General features: G+C 63.4%; 23 protein-coding genes. 10 read left to right on the forward strand and 13 right to left on the reverse strand.

Features of this window, described 5'->3' with window-relative positions; translation table 11 throughout:
* Positions 1-125 precede the first annotated feature (125 nt).
* From HUN39_RS12885 to HUN39_RS12915, 7 genes are all read left to right on the forward strand, one after another.
* Positions 126-848: an outer membrane protein gene (locus tag HUN39_RS12885; RefSeq protein WP_175094909.1), complete on the forward strand. Its 723-nt coding sequence runs from the start codon at positions 126-128 to the stop codon at positions 846-848.
* A gap of 162 nt (positions 849-1,010) precedes the next feature.
* A complete protein-coding gene (sdhC, locus tag HUN39_RS12890; protein ID WP_175094910.1) occupies positions 1,011-1,418 on the forward strand; it encodes a succinate dehydrogenase, cytochrome b556 subunit in 408 nt (135 codons plus the stop codon).
* Between the two features lie 13 nt (positions 1,419-1,431).
* On the forward strand, positions 1,432-1,827 hold the full coding sequence (gene sdhD, locus HUN39_RS12895) for a succinate dehydrogenase, hydrophobic membrane anchor protein (protein WP_175094911.1): 396 nt from the start codon (positions 1,432-1,434) through the stop codon (positions 1,825-1,827).
* Positions 1,828-1,972: 145 nt separating this feature from the next.
* Positions 1,973-3,805 (forward strand): succinate dehydrogenase flavoprotein subunit, encoded by a 1,833-nt coding sequence (sdhA, locus tag HUN39_RS12900; protein WP_175094912.1) that lies wholly within the window; start codon positions 1,973-1,975, stop codon positions 3,803-3,805.
* Position 3,806: 1 nt separating this feature from the next.
* On the forward strand, positions 3,807-4,595 hold the full coding sequence (locus HUN39_RS12905) for a succinate dehydrogenase iron-sulfur subunit (protein WP_210266961.1): 789 nt from the start codon (positions 3,807-3,809) through the stop codon (positions 4,593-4,595).
* Between the two features lie 73 nt (positions 4,596-4,668).
* On the forward strand, positions 4,669-5,052 hold the full coding sequence (locus HUN39_RS12910) for a hypothetical protein (protein ID WP_175094913.1): 384 nt from the start codon (positions 4,669-4,671) through the stop codon (positions 5,050-5,052).
* A gap of 36 nt (positions 5,053-5,088) precedes the next feature.
* Complete coding sequence (locus HUN39_RS12915; protein WP_175094914.1) at positions 5,089-6,123, forward strand: aspartate-semialdehyde dehydrogenase; 1,035 nt, start codon at positions 5,089-5,091, stop codon at positions 6,121-6,123.
* A 2-nt stretch (positions 6,124-6,125) separates the two neighbouring features.
* Here HUN39_RS12915 and HUN39_RS12920 read toward each other — a convergent pair whose 3' ends face one another.
* From HUN39_RS12920 to HUN39_RS12935, 4 genes are all read right to left on the reverse strand, one after another.
* Positions 6,126-7,076, reverse strand: a complete 951-nt coding sequence (locus HUN39_RS12920) for a sodium:calcium antiporter (protein WP_210266962.1) — start codon at positions 7,074-7,076, stop codon at positions 6,126-6,128.
* Between the two features lie 4 nt (positions 7,077-7,080).
* The gene (locus HUN39_RS12925) at positions 7,081-7,995 is read right to left on the reverse strand and encodes an outer-membrane lipoprotein carrier protein LolA (protein WP_175094915.1); all 915 of its coding nucleotides are present in this window, start codon (positions 7,993-7,995) and stop codon (positions 7,081-7,083) included.
* Between the two features lie 69 nt (positions 7,996-8,064).
* Entirely contained in the window at positions 8,065-10,542 is a 2,478-nt protein-coding gene (locus HUN39_RS12930) for a DNA translocase FtsK (RefSeq protein WP_175094916.1), read from the reverse strand.
* A gap of 82 nt (positions 10,543-10,624) precedes the next feature.
* Positions 10,625-11,470 (reverse strand): YihY/virulence factor BrkB family protein, encoded by an 846-nt coding sequence (locus HUN39_RS12935; RefSeq protein WP_175094917.1) that lies wholly within the window; start codon positions 11,468-11,470, stop codon positions 10,625-10,627.
* Between the two features lie 62 nt (positions 11,471-11,532).
* Between HUN39_RS12935 and HUN39_RS12940 the strand changes: the two genes are divergently transcribed.
* A complete protein-coding gene (locus HUN39_RS12940; protein ID WP_232366081.1) occupies positions 11,533-11,871 on the forward strand; it encodes a lysozyme inhibitor LprI family protein in 339 nt (112 codons plus the stop codon).
* Between the two features lie 102 nt (positions 11,872-11,973).
* On the opposite strand, the gene uvrC is transcribed toward HUN39_RS12940, so the two are convergent.
* Positions 11,974-13,959 (reverse strand): excinuclease ABC subunit UvrC, encoded by a 1,986-nt coding sequence (gene uvrC, locus HUN39_RS12945; protein ID WP_175094918.1) that lies wholly within the window; start codon positions 13,957-13,959, stop codon positions 11,974-11,976.
* 179 nt (positions 13,960-14,138) lie between these two features.
* On the opposite strand from uvrC, the gene HUN39_RS12950 reads away from it, so the two are divergent.
* Together HUN39_RS12950 and HUN39_RS12955 are read left to right on the forward strand one after the other, a co-directional pair.
* Positions 14,139-15,248, forward strand: a complete 1,110-nt coding sequence (locus HUN39_RS12950) for a calcium:proton antiporter (RefSeq protein WP_175094919.1) — start codon at positions 14,139-14,141, stop codon at positions 15,246-15,248.
* Between the two features lie 20 nt (positions 15,249-15,268).
* The gene (locus HUN39_RS12955) at positions 15,269-15,913 is read left to right on the forward strand and encodes a glutathione S-transferase family protein (RefSeq protein WP_175094920.1); all 645 of its coding nucleotides are present in this window, start codon (positions 15,269-15,271) and stop codon (positions 15,911-15,913) included.
* Between the two features lie 53 nt (positions 15,914-15,966).
* Here HUN39_RS12955 and ung read toward each other — a convergent pair whose 3' ends face one another.
* From ung to haoB, 8 genes are all read right to left on the reverse strand, one after another.
* The gene (gene ung, locus HUN39_RS12960) at positions 15,967-16,635 is read right to left on the reverse strand and encodes a uracil-DNA glycosylase (protein ID WP_175094921.1); all 669 of its coding nucleotides are present in this window, start codon (positions 16,633-16,635) and stop codon (positions 15,967-15,969) included.
* The gene (locus tag HUN39_RS12965) at positions 16,632-16,991 is read right to left on the reverse strand and encodes a HepT-like ribonuclease domain-containing protein (RefSeq protein WP_175094922.1); all 360 of its coding nucleotides are present in this window, start codon (positions 16,989-16,991) and stop codon (positions 16,632-16,634) included. The genes ung and HUN39_RS12965 overlap by 4 nt, the downstream gene beginning before the upstream one ends.
* Positions 16,991-17,287 carry a nucleotidyltransferase family protein gene (locus HUN39_RS12970; RefSeq protein WP_018407705.1) on the reverse strand — a complete coding sequence of 99 codons (297 nt, stop codon included), beginning with the start codon at positions 17,285-17,287 and terminating at the stop codon, positions 16,991-16,993. The genes HUN39_RS12965 and HUN39_RS12970 overlap by 1 nt, the downstream gene beginning before the upstream one ends.
* 32 nt (positions 17,288-17,319) lie before the next feature.
* A complete protein-coding gene (gene tolB / locus HUN39_RS12975; protein WP_175094923.1) occupies positions 17,320-18,639 on the reverse strand; it encodes a Tol-Pal system beta propeller repeat protein TolB in 1,320 nt (439 codons plus the stop codon).
* Positions 18,640-18,886: 247 nt separating this feature from the next.
* Complete coding sequence (locus HUN39_RS12980; protein WP_175094924.1) at positions 18,887-20,041, reverse strand: cell envelope biogenesis protein TolA; 1,155 nt, start codon at positions 20,039-20,041, stop codon at positions 18,887-18,889.
* An 11-nt stretch (positions 20,042-20,052) separates the two neighbouring features.
* Positions 20,053-20,502 carry an ExbD/TolR family protein gene (locus tag HUN39_RS12985; RefSeq protein ID WP_018407708.1) on the reverse strand — a complete coding sequence of 150 codons (450 nt, stop codon included), beginning with the start codon at positions 20,500-20,502 and terminating at the stop codon, positions 20,053-20,055.
* Between the two features lie 9 nt (positions 20,503-20,511).
* Positions 20,512-21,255 carry a protein TolQ gene (gene tolQ / locus HUN39_RS12990; protein WP_175094925.1) on the reverse strand — a complete coding sequence of 248 codons (744 nt, stop codon included), beginning with the start codon at positions 21,253-21,255 and terminating at the stop codon, positions 20,512-20,514.
* Positions 21,256-21,437: 182 nt separating this feature from the next.
* Positions 21,438-22,406 (reverse strand): hydroxylamine oxidation protein HaoB, encoded by a 969-nt coding sequence (haoB, locus tag HUN39_RS12995; protein ID WP_175094926.1) that lies wholly within the window; start codon positions 22,404-22,406, stop codon positions 21,438-21,440.
* Positions 22,407-22,539: the final 133 nt, after the last annotated feature.

Genomic DNA, 22,539 nt, shown 5'->3' on the forward strand with positions numbered 1-22,539 from the left:
GGCTAAGCACGTCGATTAAGCATTGAAAATGAACGATAAAATTTCGCAATTGCGCCATTGTTGATCATTCATTTCAACCCCGGCGGGGGCGCTGGCGTTTCAAAGAACGCATCATCGAGGTTCTAATGAAAAAACGAGCTTTCGGCCTCGCCGTCGCGGCGTCCCTGGCCGCCCTGTCGGCCTCGGCCGCAGACCTGCCTTCGCGCAGGGAGCCGCCGCCGGTCTATCTTCCGCCGCCGCCAATCTTCTCCTGGACCGGATTCTACGTCGGCCTCAATCTTGGCGGCGGCTGGCTCGATCGATACGACTATGGACATTGGCTGGCGCCTTCGAGCCAGTCGAATACGGGCGGCGTCATCGGCGGCGCCCAGATCGGCTATAATTACCAGGTCACGCCGCTCTTCGTCGTCGGCCTCGAAACGGATTTTCAAGGATCGGGCGTCGGCGGCGGGAATCAGGGCTGGGGCGTGACGCGCAGCGTCGACTGGTTCGGCACGGTGCGCGGGCGGGCGGGCGTGTCGATGCTGAACGCGCAGCTGCTCCTTTACGGCACGGGCGGCTTTGCCTATGGCGACTTGAGTCTCAACTACGGATGGCTTGGCTCTCAGGCCCGCGCGGGAGCCGGTTGGACGGCAGGCGGCGGGCTGGAATACGCTTTCCTGCCGAACTGGTCGGCGAAGGTCGAATATCTCTACACAAACATCGGCGCGAATTACGACCCGATCTACGTTGCGCCTTTCATCGTCGAAACCCAGCAGCGCGCGTATCTCAATACTGTTCGCGCGGGCGTCAACTACCGCTTCAACTGGATGCTTGCGCCTCCCGGACCGGCCATGGCGAACTACTGAAGCCAAATGCTATGAACGCGCGTGGCAAGAGCCCCGAAGACGGGGCTTTTGCGTTTTGCGGCGCGCCTGTTCGATCGCTTTTGGTTGCCGCGCCGCAACAATTGAATTATCTGCTTGGAAGCGTTCCGAGAAAGAAATCGGCCGCACGCGAGAGGGTTCTACATGGCCGACGCCGACACAGACAGGCTCGCCGCGCGGCGGCCGCTGTCGCCGCATCTGACGGTTTTCAAGCCCATCCTGACGATGACGATGTCGATCGCGCATCGAATCACCGGCGCGGGGCTTTACGTCGGCATGGCGCTTCTGGCGCTGTTCCTGCTTGGCGCCGCGGTCGGCGGCGGCGCATTCTCCGCCGTGTCCTGGATCGCGTCAGGCTTCATCGGCAATCTGCTTGTGCTGATGGTGGTTTGGGCGATTTTTCATCATCTGCTCGGCGGCGTGCGTCACGCGCTCTGGGATCGCGGCCTTTACATGGACGCGAAGGGGCGGGAACTGCTGGCGCAGGGGACGCTCGTCGGCGGCATCCTGCTGACGCTGCTCGTCTTCATCTTCAAGACGCTGGCGAGCTGAGCGGAGCGAACTCATGACGGTTGCGACAAGATTCAAGAGCGGTCGAACCGGACCCGGCGACGCCTATGTCTCCGACCATATCGGTTCGCCCCATGCACGCTTCATGCGGCTGACGTCTTATGCGCTGGTCCCGCTCGGGATGTTGAGCGCCTGGTGGATTCTCGGACTTGCCGGCAAGTCGCTCGAAGGCGTGCGCGCCGAAATCGGCAGACCGATTCCCGCGCTCGTGCTTCTTGCGTTTGGCGTCATCGGCATGCTCCATGCGCGACGCGGCATGGACGACATCATCGAAGATTACGTGCATGACAAAGTGTTGAAGGCGCAGGCGATCGTCGCCAACACTTGGGCGTCGCGCGTCATCGCAGCGATCTGGGTCCTCGCGATCCTCCTCATCGCCGCGCCGAAGTAGTCAGGCGATGCGATCGACGGACGTCGACGTGACAGGCGAGAGTAGGAAGCAGCGCGACATCGCTGCTTTGATCTCAATGATCCCGTCTTGTAACGACGCAGCTACGCCGCGCGCGGCGCAATTGAGATTCGAGAAGGCTTAATCGATGATTGCAAAGGGTCCTGCATCAAATGTGTCGGTGGGCGGTCGGGCCTATGCGATCGTCGATCACACCTTTGACGTCGTCGTCGTCGGCGCAGGCGGTTCGGGACTTCGCGCCGTCGTCGGCTGCGCCGAGGCGGGACTGAACGTCGCCTGCGTCACCAAGGTCTTTCCAACCCGCTCGCACACCGTGGCGGCGCAGGGCGGCATCGCCGCTGCGCTCGGCAACATGGGGCCGGACAATTGGAAATGGCACATGTACGACACCGTCAAGGGCTCCGACTGGCTCGGCGACCAGGACGCCATCGAATATATGTGCCGCAACGCCCCGCCCGCCGTTTATGAGCTGGAGCATTGGGGCGTCCCCTTCTCGCGCACGAGCGAAGGAACGATCTATCAGCGTCCGTTCGGCGGGATGACGACGGACTTCGGCAAGGGCCCGCCGGCGCAGCGCACATGCGCGGCCGCCGATCGCACCGGCCACGCGATGCTCCATACGATGTATGGACAGGCGCTGAAGCTCGACACGAAGTTTTTCGTCGAATTTTTCGCGCTCGATCTCATCATGGATCAGGACGGCGCCTGTCGGGGCGTCGTGTGCCTGAAGATCGATGACGGGACGATTCATCGTTTTCGCGCCGCGCTCACCGTGCTCGCGACCGGCGGCTATGGCCGCGCCTATCTTTCGGCGACGTCGGCGCACACCTGCACCGGCGACGGCAACGCCATGGTGCTGCGCGCGGGGCTGCCGCTGCAGGACATGGAGTTCGTGCAGTTTCATCCGACGGGGATCTATGGCGCGGGCTGCCTGATCACCGAAGGGGCGCGCGGCGAGGGCGGCTATCTGACGAACAGCGAAGGCGAGCGCTTCATGGAGCGCTACGCGCCCTCAGTGAAGGATCTCGCGCCGCGCGACATGGTTTCGCGCGCGATCACGATGGAAGTGCGCGAGGGCAGGGGCGTCGGCAAGGAGAGGGATCACGCCTATCTGCATCTCGAGCATCTTGATCCGGCGATCCTGCATGAGCGCCTGCCGGGCATTTCCGAAAGCTCGATGGTTTTCGCCGGCGTCGACGTAACGCGCCAGCCGATTCCGATCATACCGACCGCGCACTACAACATGGGCGGCATACCGACGAATTTTCACGGCGAGGCGCTGCGCAAGCGGAACGGCAATCCCGACGAGGTGGTTCCGGGCCTGATGGCGCTCGGCGAAGGGGCCTGCGTCTCGGTGCATGGCGCCAATCGACTGGGCTCCAACTCGCTTATTGATCTCGTCGTCTTCGGACGCGCCGCGGCGCTGCGCGCCGCCGAGCTCATCAAGCCGAACGATACGCAGCCGGAACTCCCTGCGGGTTCGGCCGATCTCGCGCTATCGCGGCTCGATTTTTTCCGCAACGCCAATGGCTCCGCGCCCACCGCGGTCTTGCGTGACAGGATGCAGCGCACGATGCAATCGCACTGCGCCGTCTATCGCACCGGCGAGGTCCTCGCCGAAGGCGTCGAACAGATCAACGCCGTCTGGCGCGACGGCGGCGACGTCAAGATCACTGATCGCTCGCTGATCTGGAACTCCGATCTCGTCGAGACGCTCGAATACGACAATCTCATCGTGCAGGCGGTCACGACGATGGAAAGCGCCGCCAACCGCACGGAGTCGCGCGGCGCGCATGCGCGCGAGGATTTCCCGAACCGCGACGACAAGAACTGGATGAAGCATACGCTGGCGACGATCGATCGCGAGAGGAAGACCACCTCCATCGATTATCGCCCGGTGCACAGCTACACGATGACCAATGAGGTGGCTTACGTCGAGCCGAAGGCAAGGGTGTATTAAGATGGTCGAATTCACCCTTCCCAAGAACTCTGTCGTCGCCGAAGGCAAAACCTGGCCCAGGCCCGAAGGGGCCGAGCGCCTGCGCGAATTGCGCATCTATCGATGGGACCCTGACGACGGCGCCAATCCGCGCCTCGACACCTACTTCATCGACGCCGACGACTGCGGACCGATGGTTCTCGACGCGCTGATCTGGATCAAGAACAAGATTGATCCGACTTTGACTTTTCGTCGCTCCTGCCGCGAGGGCATTTGCGGCTCGTGTTCAATGAATATCGGCGGTCTGAACACGCTCGCCTGCACCAAGGGCATGGATGAGATCGACGGAGCGATCAAAATCTATCCGCTGCCGCATATGGCGGTGGTCAAGGATCTCGTGCCCGATCTGACGATCTTCTATGAGCAATACGCGGCGATCCAGCCCTGGCTGCGGGCCGGACCCGCCCCCGAGAAGGAGCGGCTGCAGTCGCCGGAGCAGCGCGCCAAGCTCGACGGGCTCTACGAATGCATCCTGTGCGCCTGCTGCTCGACCGCCTGTCCGAGCTATTGGTGGAACGCCGATCGTTTCCTGGGTCCGGCGGCGCTGTTGCAGGCGTTCCGTTGGGTGCAGGACTCGCGCGATGAAGCGACGAAGGATCGCGTCTCCTATGTGGACGACGTCTTCCGCCTCTACCGTTGCCACACGATCATGAATTGCACCCAGGTCTGCCCGAAGTCCCTGTCGCCGGCCAAGGCGATCGCGGAACTCAAAAACATGGCCATCGCCCAGGACGAAGCGGAGTCGCGCTGAGCGCCGTCGCCATGCCTTGATCCCGCCGCGCCGCCGGTTTAGGACGGAACAAACGTCTTCGGAGATCTGCGCCATGTCGATCCGCGCTCGTCGTAGTTGCGCCTCGCTTCTCATCGCCGCCTATCTGATCGCCGGCGGCCCTCTAGGCGCCTCGGCGCAGCAGCTTCAAGCCGATCCCGGAGCGCCTGACGCTTCCGGCTCTGTAACGACGCAGCCGAAGGCCAAGAGAGCGAAGGCGCAGCAATCCCCGCGCGCCAACGCCGGCGCCAGCGCCGGCCAGCAGCAGCAGCAGGGAGGCGCCGGCAATCGCCAGTTCGGCGAGCTGGAAGGATGGTCGCCGGGCAAGGCGCCGCCCGGGGGAAAGCCGAAGGAAGAAGAGAAGTCGAGCCAGCCAAAAGGCGGATTGCCTATTGGCGTTTCGCCTTCGGGGAATATGTCCGTCGGCCTCCCCTTCTAAAAATCTCAGCGCCGGGGTCGCCGGCTGGAGTTGATCATGGCGTATAAGGTTGCGGTCGTCGGCGCTACGGGCAACGTAGGCCGCGAGATGCTCGATATTCTCGCTGAGCGCCGCTTCCCGGTTTCGGAAGTCGTTGCGCTGGCGTCATCGCGCTCGATCGGCACGGAAGTCTCCTTCGGCGACAGAACGCTGAAGTGCAAGGCTCTCGACTCCTACGATTTCTCCGACGTCGACATCTGTCTCATGTCGGCGGGCGGCTCCGTCGCGAAGGAATGGGCGCCCAGGATCGGCGCGCAGGGCTGCGTCGTCATCGACAATTCTTCGGCCTGGCGCATGGACCCTGACGTGCCGCTGGTTGTGCCGGAGGTGAACGCCGGCGCCGCGGCGGGATTTTCCAAAAAGAACATCATCGCCAATCCGAACTGCTCGACGGCGCAGCTCGTCGTCGCGCTGAAGCCTTTGCACGACGCGGCGACGATCAAGCGCGTCGTGGTCTCGACCTATCAATCGGTCTCTGGCGCGGGCAAGGAGGGCATGGACGAACTCTTTGCACAGACTCGTTCGGTGTTCGTCGCCAATCCCGTCGAAGCGAAGAAATTTCCCAAGCGCATCGCCTTCAACCTGATTCCGCAGATCGACGTCTTCATGGAGGACGGCTTCACCAAGGAAGAGTGGAAGATGGTCGCGGAGACCAAGAAGATCCTCGATCCCAAGATCAAGCTTGTCGCCACCTGCGTGCGCGTGCCGGTCTTCATCGGCCATTCGGAAGCGGTCAACATCGAATTCGAAAAGCCGATCTCGGCGGACGAGGCGCGTAACATTTTGCGCGCGGCGCCGGGCGTGCTGGTGATCGACAAGCACGAGGCCGGCGGCTACATCACGCCGCATGAAGCGGCCGGCGAAGACGCCACCTATGTCTCGCGCATCCGTACCGACCCGACCGTCGACAATGGGCTGGTTCTATGGTGCGTTTCCGACAATCTGCGCAAGGGCGCGGCGCTCAACGCCATTCAGATCGCCGAAGTCCTGCTGAACCGCAAGCTGCTCGCGCCAAAGAAAAAGGCGGCCTAGCCTCAGGAGGCGGTCACCGCCGCCAAATAGCCTGCGTAGACGGCGAGCAGCGCAACGCCGCGCCACGGATGGTAGACGCCGCTGCGCGGCGGATAAACCAGCGCGAGCGCGATCAAGCCGGCGATGAGAGCCGGCGCCGCCTCCAATTCGGATGTTTGGATCGGCGCAATCGCGCCGGCCACCCCGATGATGAACAGGCCGTTGAAGATATTGCTTCCGAGCAGGGCGCCAAAGCCGACGTCGTCTTGTCGGCGAATGCGCGCCATCAACGCGGTGGCGAGTTCGGGCGTCGAGGTGCCCACCGCGACCAGAGTCGCGCCGACGATGAAATCGCTCAGCCCAAATCGCCTGGCGATTTCACTTGCGCCAAAGACAATGAGACTTCCGGCGGCAATCAGTAGTCCGAGTCCGATGGAGGTCTCGACAAGAGCGCGCATGAAGCCTGAAGACGTCTCCTGCAGCGCCGGGGCTAAGCGCCGTTCCTCGAGCGCCCCCAGTGTGACTCTCACGAACCACAGCGCGAAACCGCCCAAGAGGATTGCGGCGTCCAGACGAGACAGTGATCCATTGATCAGCATGACGCTGAGCGCCACAGGCGCCGCAACGGCGACGGCAAAATTTCGGGTCACCTGGGCGCGGATTATGGCGAGCGGCCCGAACAGCAACGCGACGCCGAAGATCAGCGCCAAATTAGCGACATTGCTGCCGAGCGCGTCGCCCAAGGAGATTTCCGGCTCTCCCGCCAGCGCCGACTGGATGGCGACGGTCAGCTCCGGGCTTGATGTGGCGAAAGCGGCGACGGTCGCGGCGATGACGCTGGGCGCAACGCGGGCGGCGCAGGCGATCCCGACTGTGCCGCGCACGAACAGTTCGCCGCCGCCCGTGGCGCAGAGCAGACCCAGCGCCAGCGCCAGATAGGGGATCGCGGTCGAAATCGAATCCGCCGACGGCAACGGCTTATTTGTTGATCTTGAACAGCGTCGGATCCGGCACTTTCGCCTGATCGATGTTGAAGACCGAGATCAAGGTCTCATAGCCTTGCGGGTCCTTCACCTGCCACTGCTTCAATTTGAAGGTCTTGGGGTCGAAGATCAAACGCACGTGCGACGTGCCGCCGAAGGTCGCCTTGTCCTCGATAGCGATGGTGACGCCGGAATCATCGATCTTCACATCCTCGAGTGTGACGTCCTTTTCGAGGTCGATCTTATCCTTCATCAAGAATTTGAGCGGCGTCTGGGTGATGAAGTAGAGATCCTGCGTGTTGAGCTTGCGGTCGCGCACCGCGACCTGGGCGCCATCGGCGACGACCTCCATCGTCGCCGGCTGGGCATATTCGAAGCGAACGCGTCCGGCGCGCTGAACGTGTAGCCTGCCTTCCGAACGTTTGCCGTCGCCGCCGATCTGCACAAAATCGGCCGTCATCACCGGCGATGCGTTGAAAAAGGCGTTGGCGCGCTTGACCGCCTCGGCGCGGGTGAGCGGCTTCTCCGGCTCCGGCGCGGGCGCAGGCGCGATCGTGGCGGCGGCAGAGGCGGGGCCTTGGGCGGCTGGTTTGACGCCCTTCTTCCCGGCTGATGGGGGGTCTGCAGGCTTCGCCTCGCCGGGCCTGGCCGTCGCGGGCTTGACCGTCACGGGCTTGACCGTCTCGGGCTTGGCGTCGACGCTCTTCTCGTCCTCAGGCTTGACCTCAGCCGATTTGGACCTTGCTTCCGCGGGATTCGCCCCGGCTGGCTTCGTCTCCGCTGCTTTGCTCTCAACGGCCGCTGGAACGCTTTCCTGCGAGGGCTGCGGGGTGCGCGCGATAGTCGCAGCGGCGGCCGGGACGGCGAATGAAAGCGCGGCGAGCAGGGCGGCAAAGTGAACGTATGTCACGGCGGGTTCCGATTCTGGGAGCTGGTCGCCGTCTTCCTAGCATAAGTTGGCGGAAATGGGGGCGAAGCCTTACTCCGCCGCCTCGATATCGAAGGCGCCGCGATCGATGCCGCCGCCGACGAGAATTTCGCGCTTTCCGGCGTGGTTAGGCGCGGAGACGACGCCTTCCTGCTCCATGCGCTCGACGAGCGAAGCCGCCTTGTTGTAGCCGACCGAGAGGCGGCGCTGGATGTAGCTCGTCGAGCACTTCTTGTCGCGCAGCACGATATTGACGGCGCGATCGTAAAGGTCGCCGCCTTCTTCCGCGTCCATCGAGCCGGGCAGCGGCGTTTCGCCGTCTTCGCCAACATCGTCCTCGGCGGTGATCGCGTCGAGATATTGCGGCGCGCCTTGCGTCTTCACATGGGCGACGATGTCCTCGACTTCGCGGTCGGACACGAAAGGCCCATGCACGCGCGAAATACGACCGCCGCCCGCCATGTAGAGCATGTCGCCCTGGCCGAGCAGCTGTTCGGCGCCCTGTTCGCCCAGAATCGTGCGGCTGTCGATCTTGGAGGTCACCTGGAAGGAGATGCGCGTCGGGAAATTCGCCTTGATCGTGCCGGTGATGACATCGACGGAGGGGCGTTGCGTCGCCATGATCAGATGGATGCCGGCGGCGCGCGCCATCTGCGCCAATCTCTGGATCGCGCCCTCGATGTCCTTGCCCGCGACGAGCATGAGATCCGCCATCTCGTCGACGATCACGACGATATAAGGCAGCGTGGAGAGCGTCATCTCCTCATGCTCGAAGATCGCCTCGCCGGTCTCGCGGTCGAAACCGGTCTGCACCGTGCGGGTGATCGTCTCGCCTTTGGCCTGCGCGTCGGCGACGCGGGCGTTGTAGCCGTCGATGTTGCGCACGCCGAGCTTCGACATTTTCTTGTAGCGATCCTCCATCTCGCGCACCGCCCATTTGAGCGCCACGACCGCCTTTTTCGGGTCGGTGACGACGGGCGTCAGCAGATGCGGAATGTTGTCGTAGACAGAGAGCTCCAGCATCTTCGGGTCGACCATGATGAGCCGGCACTCTTCGGGCTTCAGCCGATAAAGCAGCGACAGGATCATGGTGTTGATCGCGACCGACTTGCCGGAGCCGGTGGTGCCGGCGACCAAGAGATGCGGCATGCGGGCCAGGTCGACGATCACCGGCTCGCCGCCGATCGTCTTGCCAAGCGCGATGGCGAGCTTGTGGTTAGAGCGGACGAAATCCTCGCAGGCGATGAGTTCGCGCAGATAGACCATCTCGCGACGCTGGTTCGGCAGTTCGATGCCGATGGCGTTGCGCCCTGACACGACGGCGACGCGGGCGGAGATGGCGGACATCGAGCGGGCGATGTCGTCGGCGAGGCCGATGACCCGCGAACTCTTGATGCCGGGCGCGGGCTCCAGTTCATAGAGCGTGACCACGGGCCCGGGGCGGACATTGATGATGTCGCCCTTGACGGAAAAGTCCTCGAGCACGCCCTCGAGCAGACGCGCGTTGTGCTCGAGCGCCTCCTGCGGGAGCTTGACGCCGCTCGGCTGTTTCTTCGGCTCGGCAAGAAGGCCAAGGGGCGGCGTCTCATAGCGCGTATTGAAGCGGGGCTGCGCGGCGCGGGCGGGCGCACGCGTCCTGCGGGGCGCAGGGGGAGGAGCGGCCGCGGGCGCATAGGGCTCCTCATCGAGATCTTGGGGTCCCGGCGACGCGAAGGCAGGGTAAAGGTCCAGGTCCTCGAAGGTCGGCTCGACGCGCGGATAGCGCGGCGGCGGCGGCCGGTCCGTCGTCGCGGCGCGGCGCCTGAGCCTCCCGGCGGCGCGCAGCATCCAGGCTTTCGACGCCAGTCCAAGATGAATGAGCGCGCCGAGCGAGATCAATGCGACGCCAGGCTCGCCGCCGGCGTCGTCGTCATCATCGGCGCCCGGACGAATCTTCGCGTCATCTTCAGAGGACCGGCTGCGCATATCCGCTTCGGACTCGAAGCCCAGCCCGGCTGCGCCGGTCACGGAGAGGATCGCGACGAGAGCGGCGCCGACGCCGAAGAGCGCGGTCAGGACGCCCGAGCCGGCAAAGATCAACCGCGGAACAGTAAGGATGGCGTCGCCGGCGACGCCGCCGAGGCCGGTGGGCAACGGCCAGCGCTCGGTCGCGGGCAGAAGCGACGCGGTCGCTGCGGTTGCGAAAACGCCGAGGACACAGAGTCCGACGCGCAGCATCATGCGGCCGATCCGGCGACGTCGCATGAGACGCAATCCCTGGGTCGCGATCGGCACGATGGCGGCGATGGCGCCGAAGCCGACGAGTTGCATCAACAGATCGGAGACGATCGCGCCCGGTCCGCCGAGCAGATTGCGGACGTGGCCCGAGGTCGCGTGGTTGAGCGAAGGATCGCGGGCGGACCAGCTGACGAGCGCCAGTGTGAGCGCGCCGGCGCCCACGAGCAAGGCGGCGCCCAGGATTTCCGCCAGCCTGCGCGCCGCAAACTCGCGAAGCTGCTCGGTAAAATGGCTCCTTGCATGGCTACGCATATGAGGAGAAGCCTCGCTTGATCGCAGCGCCGCCAACGGCGCGCGGATGCGGGCAGCGTAAAAAATCTCGGTTAAGGTGCGCTTAAGCCCGGTTCTCCGGGTTCTTGCCGCCCGCCGCGACTGTCTGATTGAGCTCGGCGCCATAAATGAAGATCGCCGCCAGCATCTGAAGAAATACGATGGCGATCACGATCGAGGCGAGGCCGGCGTACATCGAAATATAACTGCTGGCGTATCGCGCAAGATAGGCGCCGAAGCCGACGCCGAGCGCGAGCGACGCGATGAGCGTCAGCGCGATGCCGGGCGCGATGAGCTTGAAGCTGCGCCGTTCCGCAGGCAAGAACTTATGAGCGGCGAAAAGCGCAATCGCCAATAGGCCGGTGGTGACGCCATAGCGCACAGTTTGGAAGAGTGGCTCAAGATCATGGGCGATGAGCGGCGCATATCGTTCCGCAATCGTCCACGCGAGCGGCCCCAGCACGAGCAGAACGGCGACGGCGAGAAGCGCCGCCGCGCCGAGGAAGACGTAAAGAATTGATTCCAGACGTGAGAGCCACCAGGAGCGCGTTTCCTTGACGTCATAGGCGCGGTTCAGGGCGACGCGAAGCGCCTCGACTCCGCTCGAGGCGAAATAGATGGCGAAGACCGCGCCCAGGGTCAGCAGTCCGCCGCGCGGCTGCGTCAGCACATTGCTTATTTGGTCCGAAATAGGCCCGGCCACGCTCGCCGGCCATGTTTCGAAGAGGAGTTTTCTCGCGGCTTCCGCTTCGCCCCGCAGGCCGAAAAAGCCCGCAAGCGCCGTCAGAAAGATGAGGAACGGAAAGAGCGAGGTCAGGATGGATAGCGCAATATAGCTCGCGATCGCCCAACCATCGTCGCGGTTAAACTTGAGATAGGCGTCATAAAGGTGCCGAAAAAATTTTCGCATGCCAGCCCATGATAGCGTGCCGACCGGGAATGGCGATGGCGCAAAAGGGAGTGAATCCGTCGATGAGAAGCTTTCGTTTACCGCGCGCCGCCGCCATCAGCGCGGCTTTTGTCGTTCTGGCGCATTCGACGAGCTGGGCGCTCGCGAAGGACTGCGACGGTCGCGGCTCTCAGACTGACCTCAATCTGTGCGCGGGAGAGAATTTCAAACAGGCCGACGCGAAACTCAACGCCGTCTACGCCAAGTTGCTGAAAAAGATCAGCGCGGCGGGCCAGTCAAAATTACGGGAGGCGCAAAAATCCTGGATCGCCTACCGGGATGCGCAATGCGCCTTTGAGACGCCGGGACGATCGGCGGCAGCATTCACAGCATGGTCGTGGCGCAATGTCTCGCGGATGTGACCGAGCAGCAGACGAAACGGTTGCAGCATCAGCTCACCTGCGAAGAAGGCGACGTCTCCTGCGGCGGTCAGTAGCGCGCTGTTCACGGGCGTTCGACTGGCGCTACTCGCGCTGAAAATGCTCATAGACGAGCCGCGCCGTCGTCTTGTTGACGCCGGGCACCTTCTCCAGATCCGAAAGCGCGGCTTTCGAGACAGCCTTCGCCGACCCGAACGCCAGGAGCAGCGCGCGTTTGCGTGACGGTCCGACGCCGGCGATCTCGTCGAGTGGATTCTTGGTGAATTCCTTCTTGCGCCGCGCGCGATGCGTGCCGATCGCGAAACGATGCGCTTCGTCGCGCAGGCGCTGCACAAAGTAGAGCGCCGGATCGTGCGGCGGCAGGCGAAACGGCTCGCGACCTTCGACGAAGAATGTTTCGCGCCCGGCGTTGCGGTCGGCGCCCTTGGCGATCGACGCGATCGCCACCCCTTCGACTCCGAGCTCGCGCAAGACGTCGCGCGCGACGTCGAATTGGCCGCGCCCGCCGTCGATCAGGATGAGATCTGGCTTTGCCGGAAAAGCGTCGCACTCCTGGTCCTTTTCGCCTTCCTTTGCGAGCCGCGCAAACCGGCGCGTCAGCACCTCGCGCATCATGCCGAAGTCGTCCCCCGGCGTGATCTCCGCGCTTCTGATGTTGAACGTGCGGTAGTGGGCTTTCATGAATCCGGCGGGGCCCGCGACGATCATCGCGCCGATCGCCTGCGCGCCGCCGATGTGGGAATTGTCGTAGACTTCGATGCGTCGTGGCGTCGCGGCCAGACCGAAGGCCTGGCCAAGCGCCACGAGCAGGCGCTGCTGGCTTGCGTCTTCGGCGAGCTTGCGCCCGAGCGCCTGCCGCGCGTTCTGAAGCGCGTGGTCCACGAGTTCGCGCTTCTCGCCGCGCTGCGGCGCGAGCACTTCGACCCGGCGGCCAAGCCGCGCGGTTAAGGCTTCTTCAAGCAGCGCGCCGTCCTCGATCGGATGGGAGAGAAAGACGCAGCGCGCCGAAGGGTGCTCCTGATAGAACTGCGCGAGAAAGGCGTCGAGGACTTCGGATTCGGACAGCGTCGCGTCGGCGCGGGGGAAGTAGGAGCGATTGCCCCAGTTCTGATAGGCGCGAAAGAAGAACGCTTCGACGCAGAAGCGTCCGGCGTCCTTGGCGATGGCAAAGACGTCGGCTTCTTCAACGCTGCGCGGATTGATCCCCTGCGCGCCCTGAACCGCCGAGAGCGCCGAGATGCGGTCGCGCAGTCGCGCCGCGCGCTCAAACTCCAGTCGCTCGGAGGCTTCGGTCATTTCGCGCGCCAGCTGTTCGCGGACGTTGCGACTTTTGCCAGAGAGGAAATCCCGCGCCTCTCGCACGAGCTCGGCGTAATCCTCCATGGAGATTTCGCCGGTGCACGGGCCCGAACAGCGTTTGATCTGATAGAGCAGGCACGGACGCGTGCGATTGTCGAAGAAGCTCTGCGCGCAGGACCGCAGAAGAAAAGCGCGCTCCAGCGCATTCAGCGCCCGATTGACCGCCCAGACGCTGGCGAAGGGACCGAAATAGTCTCCCTTGCGCGCGCGGGCGCCCCGGTGCTTCAGGATCTGCGGCGCATCATGATCCTTGGCGATCAAAATGTAGGGGAAGGACTTGTCGTCGCGCATCAGCACGTTGAAGCGCGGCTTCATCTGCTTGATGAGATTGGCTTCCAAGAGCAGCGCGTCGGTTTCGGTCTCGACCGAGATGAACACCATCGTCGTCGTCGCCGAGATCATCCGCGCAATGCGGTTCACATGACCTGCGAGGCGCGTATAGCTCGCGACGCGCTTGCGCACGTTTTTCGCCTTGCCGACGTAGAGCACCTCGCCACTTTCGGCGATCATGCGATAGACGCCGGGCCCGTTCGGCGCGTGCCGCCAATGCTTCTTGATGACGTCGACGCCGCGCTTGACGCTTTCGGGCGTCTCGGGCGTCTCGGCTCCCGGATCGCACGGCTCCGCCTCTGCCTCGGCCGTGGCGTCGGGCGCGTCAAAAACGTCGTCTTCTTCAGGGGGAAGATCGCGCGGATTTGCGGGGGCGGTCATTCACCTAGATCTATTCGCCGCCGGCCGCGATGGAAAGACTCGCTGGAGGCGACCGCCCGGACCAAAGAGCTGTGTAGAACCTCGACCCCGCGCGCATTTCCCCGGCGCGCCGCCTTGCGCCCGCCTGACCGTCTGGCCACAGTCCCGCAAAGCTTGGGCTGCGACGATCAGGGGACGGCATGCAGGCGGCGAGGATCACCGTTGGCGCGGTCCTGTTTCCGGCGCTGGCGCTGGGGCTGGCCGGCGTTTTTCTATTTGGCGAGCGCTGGATCTCGCAAATTCCGGCGTCCATCAATTTCGTTCCGCCGACTCTCGCGGCGGTATTGTTGATCGGGGCCGTCTTCGCCGCCTTGCAGCACGCCGAAATTCTCGGCGCCAAGACCGGCGAACCCTATGGGACGCTTGTGCTCACCATCGCCGTGACAATTATCGAGGTCGCGATCATGGCCTCGATGATCGAATATGGCGAAGAGGATCCGACCGAAGCGCGCGAGGCGGTTTTCTCCGCGATCATCATCGTTTGCAACGGCCTTGTCGGGCTCTGCCTTCTGCTCGGCGGCTTCCGTCACCACGAGCAGGAACTCCAGCCGATGGCGACGAGCGCCTATCTGGCCATCCTCATCGCGCTTTCCGTTCTTACGCTCATTCTGCCCGATTATACGACGTCGAGCTACGGACCTACTCTGTCTACGATTCAGCTCATTTTCGTCAGCTTCCTGTCGGTGCTGCTCTATGGCGCGTTTCTCTTCATTCAGACGGTGCGGCATCGATCCTACTTTATCGACGTGCATGTCGCCGCCGTGGGCCACGGCGAGGCGAAGCCTTCGCGCGCGGCAGCGATATTCGCAGTTGTGGGACTGGGCGCCAGCCTGCTTGGCGTCTCGCTTCTCGCGGAGCGTGTCATTCCCGGTCTTGAAGAGGCGCTTCGCTGGGGGGGCGTCGACGACGTGAACCGGGTGACCGGCGCGGCTGTGGCGATGTTGGTCCTGCTCCCCGAATCGCTGAACTCGATCCGCGCGGCGACGCGCAACGCGCTTCAGACAAGCCTCAACGGCGCGCTCGGTTCTGTCGTCGCAACGATCGGGCTCACCGTTCCCGCCGTGGCGCTGCTGAGCGTCGCGACGAACCGGGAGATCGTCTTCGGTCTCGAAAAACGCGACACCGTCTTGCTGCTGCTGACATTGCTGCTCAGCGTTGTGAGCTTCGGCGCCGGCCGCACGAATCTCATGACCGGGCTGGTGCATCTCGTCGTTTTCGCGACATATATTTTTCTTTTGTTCGTGCCCTAAACTTCAGACAAAGAGCGCCAATGAACGACGACAATCCGATCTTGTATTACGCGCCGCGCACGCGGGCCTCGGGCGTGCTGACCCTGCTTGAGGAACTCGACGTTCCCTACGAACTGCGCGTGTTGAATTTCCAGCTTGGCGAACAACGCAAGCCGGAATATCTCGCGGTCAATCCGCTCGGAAAGGTGCCGGCCATCGTTCACAAGGGCGCGCTTGTGACGGAACTCGGCGCGATTTTCATCTATCTTGCCGACGCTTTTCCGCAGAAGGGCCTCGCGCCAGCCATTGGCGACGCCTTGCGCGGGCCTTATCTGCGCTGGCTCGTGTTCTACGGGTCGGCGTTCGAGCCTGCGATCGTCGATCGGTCGATGAAGCGCGAGCCGGCGCCTGCAAGCAGAAGTCCCTACGGCGATTTCGATGGCGTCATGGCGCTGATCAACACGCAATTGGCGAGGGGCCCGTATCTCTTCGGCGAGCGCTTTACCGCTGCCGATATTTTGTGGGGAGCTGCCTTGCGGTGGACAGTCGGTTTTGGCCTTGTTCCCGAAAGCGCGCACATCTGCGCATATGTCGAGCGCGTGACGTCGCGTCCATGCTTTGCGCGCGTCGCGCAGACCGACGAAGAGCTGCTCAAGATACATGAAGCGGCGGCGGCGAGTCGATGAGACGTCGGCCAAAAGGGGTGAAGGATAACGCGCGTGACGTTTGCGTTTTTTCCTCACCAGTCGATCGGCGTTTGGCCGTGCGCGATCAGGTAATCGTTCGCCTTTGAAAAATGCTTGGAGCCGAAAAAACCATTGTTGGCCGAAAGCGGCGACGGATGCGCGCATTCAAGCACGAGATGTTTGCGCCGATCGATCCCGGCGCCCTTGCGCCGGGCGTAGGCGCCCCACAGCATGAAGACGACGGCTTGGCGTTCTCGCGATAGCGTGTGAATGGCGGCGTCGGTGAATTGCTCCCAGCCCTTATTCTGATGTGAGCCGGCGGCGTTCTCGCGCACGGTGAGCGTGGCGTTGAGGAGCAGCACGCCTTGTCGCGCCCAACGCAAAAGATCGGGATCGCGCGAAACCGGACGGCCGAGATCGGCTTCGATTTCCTTGAAGATGTTCTGGAGCGAGGGCGGCGGCGGCGTAGTCGCGCCGACGGCGAAGCAAAGGCCGCAGGCCTGCCCGGCGCCGTGATAGGGGTCTTGCCCGAGAATGACGACTTTCACCTTGTGGAACGGACATTCGTCGAAGGCGCGAAAAATCTGCGACGCCGGCGGATAGATCCGGCCTGCGACATATTCGCCGCGAACAAATTCCCGCAGCGCGCGGAAATAGGGCTGGTCGAATTCCGCAGCGAGATGTTTGCGCCAGCTTTCTTCGAGACGGACGGGTTTGGTCATTTTGAAGGGCCGGTCGTATCGAATTTATTCCGAATGTGCGCAATCGCCTCTTTGAGTTTCGGCAATTCATCGACCACCACATTCCATATGATTTGATCGGATAGTCCTTGATATTCGTGACGCAATACATTGCCGATAGCGCGAACGCTCCGCCATGGGATGTTTGGCTGCGTCGCCTTCACTTCGTCTGGAATTGCGCGGCTTGCTTCAGAAATGATCTCGATTGCGCGTTGGATCGCATGGCGCAGAAGCCATTGCCGCTGATAGTCGGCCAGGTTCTTTCCGCGCGTGGCGTCCTCGATGCCGGCTATGGCGTCCAAAATATCGTCGACGGCGTGGAGGAATTCGCGAGCCATTAAAAAACGCGGACCGCCGATTTCTCGATCGCATGGCGCAGGCGAGGATGCAGGCCGTCCCGAGTGGTCAAATCCACCGCGGTCTTCAACTCATCCTCGAGAAAAAGTTTAATGCCGACAAGATCAAATGCGTTGAATCGGCTGGCGGGATCATAGTCGATGAAAAGATCGAGATCGCTGTCCGCCGCCGCTTCATCGCGTGCGGCGGAGCCAAAGAGGAACAACGATGTTGCGCCGCGAGCCTTGATGGCCGGCGCGTATTCCTGCAGTCGCGTGATGGCTTCGACACGTTTCATAAAGGCAGTCTAATCGAAAAGCGCGCGTTTGCTCAATCCTGCAGCGGGCCCCAGGCGGGATCGCTTGCATAGCCTGGCGTCGGCACCTGAGTCTCCGAACGCCCGAAGACGTCGACCATGTGGATTTTCGGTCCGCCGCCGCCGGAGGAGTCGCGAAAGAACATCAGGAAGAGACCGTTGGGCGCCCAGGTCGGCCCTTCATTGTGAAAGCCCTCGGTAAGAATGCGCTCGCCCGAGCCATCAATCTTCATGACGCCGATCGCGAAATTGCCGCCGTTCTGCTTGGTGAAGGCGATGTAATCGCCCTTCGGCGACCAGACGGGAGTCGAATAGCGGCCGCCGCCGAATGAAATGCGCTTCGCCTCACCGCCATGCGCGCCCATGACATATATCTGCTGCGAACCGCCGCGATCGCTCTCGAAGACGATGCGCGCGCCGTCGGGCGAATAGGAGGGCGCGGTGTCGATGGCGCCGGTGTCGGTCAGACGCATCGTCGTGCGCGAGCGCAGATCCATCGTATAAAGATTGGTCGTCGAGCCCTGCGCCAGCGACATGATGATCTTCTGTCCGTCGGGCGAGAACCGCGGCGAGAAGGTCATGCCCGGAAAATTGCCGACCACTTCGCGCTGGCTGTTCTCAATATTCATCAACAGGACTTTGGGGTCGCCGTCGGCGCCAAACGACATGTAGGTGACGTCGAGCGAATTGGGCGAAAATCGCGGCGTGACGACGAGTTCGTCGCCGCGCGTCAAATAGCGCACATTCGCGCCGTCCTGATCCATCATGGCGAGGCGCTTGCGGCGCCTCTCCTTGGAGCCGGTTTCGTCGACGAAGACGACCCGCGTGTCGAAAAATCCCTTCTCGCCGGTGATGCGGGAAAAAACCGCGTCGGAGAGGAGATGCGCGACGCGCCGCATATTGGCGGCCTCGGTGACATATTGCTGGCCCGCGACTTGTTCGCCCGTCGTCACGTCGAAGAGTCGGAACTCCGTTTTCAGCCTGCCGTCGCCGGCGCGTTGGGAACGACCCGTGAGGACAAATTGCGCGTTCACCGCCTTGAAAGCGGCCAGATGCGGCGCGGCGTCCGGCGGCGCGGCGTTCGCGGGCAGGGCGCCCGGGTCGATCGGATTCAAGAACACCGAGCGTTTGAAGTTATTGAGCGTCACCGAGGTCACGGTGCGCGCGGCGTCGTCGCCGACGAAAGGCGCGACGGCGATATTGACCGGCTGAAAGCCGCCGCCCTTGAGATCGATGATGCGTCCGGCGCGCGCCAGAGAAGCGGGAAGGAAAGGGGCGAGCGCGGCGCCGGCGATGAGGCCGGCGGCGGCGCGGCGGGTGATGCAGAGTGTCATAGGCGATATCTTTCAAGCATCGGCGTGAAGAAAGCGTAGCGCTTTGCCGCGATGGACGAGGTTGTTGGATGCGGCGTTTCAGCCCCCTCCCTGTCCCTCCCCCGCTTCGCTTCGCTCGCGGAAGAGGGGACGCTCACGATCGGCGTTTGCGCGAGGCCGATGAAGCACAGAGTTTGCTCCCTCTCCCGCGAGAGCGGGGGAGGGCTGGGGAGGGGGTGAAGCCTTTCGCCACGAGCGAACCAGTTCACTAATTCGCGTCCTGGAAGCGGATCGTGACCTCGTGCAGCGCCTCTTCGTAATAGGGCAGGAACTCGGGCGGAATGCGCATCGGGCTGCAGCGGCGCACCGCCTGCATCGCTTGCTCGCCGCGGGCGTGTTCGGTCGGGCTCGCCGAGGCGTTCAGCAGTTTCGGACGCCCTTCAAGTTCGCCGTCGCGCGAAAGATGGAACTCGACGATCGGCGTATAGCTCTGCCCGCCGAGCGACAATCCAGACGCCCAGCAGGGATAGTAGTGATCGTGGATATAGGCGGCGATGCGCGCCTCCATCGAAGCCGACATCGTTGCGGCCGCTCCCGTTGGCGCGCCGAGCGCCGCCGCCTGCATCGCTCGGCCGGTCGCGGCCTTGCGTTGCGGCGCTTCGCGGCTCAGCAATTTCGAGATGCTGGCGGCGTCGAATTTCGACTTCGGCGCATTTTCCTCGCCCGACTTCGGCTTCGACTCCTTGACGGCCTTTTCGGCGAGTTCGCCGATCGACGTCTCGGGCTCAGGCTTGTCTTGCTGCTTCTTGCTATCGAGGAGCTTCGCCACCTCGTCGATCTTAAGCCGCTCTTTCGGTTTCTCCGTCGCAGCCGCGTCCTTTGCCGCGTTGTCCGGCTTCGTGCGGGCGGGCGGCTTTGGCTTCACGACTTCCGCTTCTTCGGGTTCTTGCTTCTCGGGCTCTTTCTTCTCCAGTTCCGGGGCGGCGGCTTTAGGCTTTGCCGCCGGTTTCGGTTCTGGCTGTTTTTCGACGGGCTTTGGCGGCGGCTCCGGCTTTGGCGGCAGCGCGGCGACTCGCTTGGGCGGCGTCGGCGGCGCATCGTCAGCGGTCGGCTGCGGCAGCGGACGCGCTACGGGAGGCGGCGTCGCAATGTCTTTCTTGGCCTGCGCGAGCGGCGGCTCGGGCTTCGTCTCAGCTTCGGGCGCGACCTTGTCCACGCGCGGCGTGGGCTTGATCGCGCGCGCGGTCTTCTCGCCCTTCATGATCTGTGTGAGTTCGCTGTCGGTGACGAGGTCGACCGGAACCATCTCCACCGCGTCATCGAATTTCTTGGCGTCGGAAAACAAGACGAACGCCGCCAGAAGCAATCCCGCGTGGATCGCCGAGGAGAGAGGAAAACCGGGTTCGGAGCGCGAAATTTTCACTTCCGCTCAGCTCACTTCTTCTCCTGCTCCGTCACCAGCGCGACCTTCTTGTAGCCGGCGCTTATGACAAGCGACATCACTTCGGCGACGCGGCCGTAGTTGACCGCCTTGGAGCCGCGCACATAGATGCGTTCGTCAAACCCCTGCTTCACGGCATCCTTCAGCCTGTCGAGCAGCTGCGTCGTCTCGACCGGCTGATCCATCAGGAAGACCTGTCCCTTCTCGTCGATGGCGATCGAGACCGGCTTCTGATCGATGTTGAGCGCGCCGGCCTTGGTCTGCGGAAGATCGACGGCGACGCCGGTGGCGAGCAGCGGCGCCGCCACCATGAAGATGATGAGCAGCACCAGCATGACGTCGATGAATGGCGTCATGTTGATTTCGGCCATGGCGCCGTAGCGCGGCACGCCGCGCCGCCGCCTGCCGCCCTTGCGTCCCGGGGTCGAGAGGGAAGCGCCCATACTCGCTCCTTACGCCGCGCGGTCGCGGTTCGACGAGGCCGCGTGCTGGTCGATCTGACGCGACAGGATCGCGGAGAACTCGTCGGCGAAGCTTTCCATGCGCGCCTGCGCCTTGGCGACGTCGCCCTGCATCTTGTTGTAGGCGATGAGCGCGGGAATGGCGGCGAAGAGACCGATCGCGGTGGCGAGCAGCGCCTCGGCGATGCCGGGCGCGACGACGGCGAGCGAGGTGTTCTTCGAGGCCGCGATCGAGCGGAACGACGTCATGATCCCCCACACGGTGCCGAACAGGCCGACGAAGGGGCCGGCCGACGCCACCGTCGCGAGCACGAGCAGATTGGATTCAAGTTTCTCCACCTCGCGGGCGATGGAGACGTCGAGCACCTTCTCGATACGCGCCTGCAGGCCCATGAAGGAGGCGCTGGCGCCCGCCTGAAAGGAGCGTTTCCATTCCCGCATCGCCGCGACGAAAAGCGTCGCCGTGCCGGTCTGCGGCCGCTCGGAGAGCTTGCTGTACAGCTCATCGAGCGAATTGCCTGACCAGAAGCTTTCTTCGAAGCGGTCCATTGCGCGGCGCATGCGCGCGAAAAGCAGCGTCTTGTCGATGATGATCGCCCAGCACCACACCGAGGCGGCGAGCAGTCCGACCATGACGATCTTGACGACGATATGCGCGCCCCAGAACATGCTCCAAATCGTGATGTCGGCGGCGGGAGCGGCGAGAGGGCTCGCGGCGATCTCGGCTGGATTCATGATTTGTCCTTGAGTCGGCAGGCGTTCTGCGGCGGCTTTGGCTGCGATGCCCGGTCTATCGCCCGCAATTTCGCCATTTGTGGGGCTGCGATGCGCCGCACAACAAACCATAGGGAGGACGGGTTAACAAGGTGTGAGGGTTAAGCAAAGCTTAGCCAAGCGGAATGGGTTCTGGCGGCGCCTCACTCATTGAGCCGATAAATCCACCAACCCTTGTGCTGATAGACGAGGGAAAATCGCGTCAACGGCGAGGGCAGGGAGGTGGAGAACGGCAATAGCCGCGCAATCAGCCTGTCGCCGTCGCTCTTGCGCTGGAAATAATGCAGCCGCGTGGCGCCGCCCATCGGTTCGACGGCGAAGCCGCCTTCGATCTTTTGATCGCGCATCCATTGTTGCGCGGATTTGATGAGACCGTGCGAAACGCCGGTCGCGGCGAAATCCTTATAGGCGATGGAGAGCTGTTGCGGCCGTGCGGCGGCGAGCATCCACGCGTCCGAAATGCGCACGGCGAGATAGGCGGGCTTGCCGTCCGCAAGCTTCTTCAACGCCTCGCTCGCGCGCGTCTCATCAGAGTCGAGCAGCGCGTCCATGAAACGCGTGAAGCTGTTCGCTGACGAAATCGGGACGCCCGCGCCCCATCGCGCGCGCTCTGCCGCCCCCGCAGCCGACCAGGCGGCGGGCAACAGAAGTCCGCGCGCCTCTGCGTCGTCGAGCGGCGCGGCGCGGCCAGCGACAAGCCGGATCGCGCGCGAGAAGTCCCACCACGCCAGCACGACGGCGTCCTGCGGCGTATGTTCGCGGATTGCGGCGAGAACCTTCGCCGCATCGGCCGCGAAAACCTCCGCGAAGAAGATCGGCTCCGTCACCTGATTGCGCCACGTGAGCGGCGTCAGCCGGCCGGCTTCATCGCGCGCGACGACGCCAGTGGCGATAGGGCGGCGCTCGTCCTTCGCCGAGACTTCGATCTGCTGGAGGCGCTCGGGCGTAAGTCCAAAGCCTTCGACATCCTTCGCCGCTTCCGCCGAGATCTGCGCGAGCCGGGTTTCAAACGGCGCGGTTGGATTGAGTCCGGCATATATCGCCCAGCCGAGCAGGGCGAAGCCGAAGACGATGAGGGCGACGCCGGCGATGAGCCGAATGCGGGGAGTCATGCGAGCCTAACTAATAGAGTTCCGATTGTTTCCGCACCCAAATGTCATTCCCGCGAAAGCGGGAATCCAGAGCAGCAGCCGATTCTATCGCAGAACGCCCCTGGATTCCCGATCGCGCTGCGCGCGTCGGGAA

It is taken from the genome of Methylocystis silviterrae (assembly GCF_013350005.1).
Classification (GTDB): Bacteria; Pseudomonadota; Alphaproteobacteria; order Rhizobiales; family Beijerinckiaceae; genus Methylocystis; species Methylocystis silviterrae.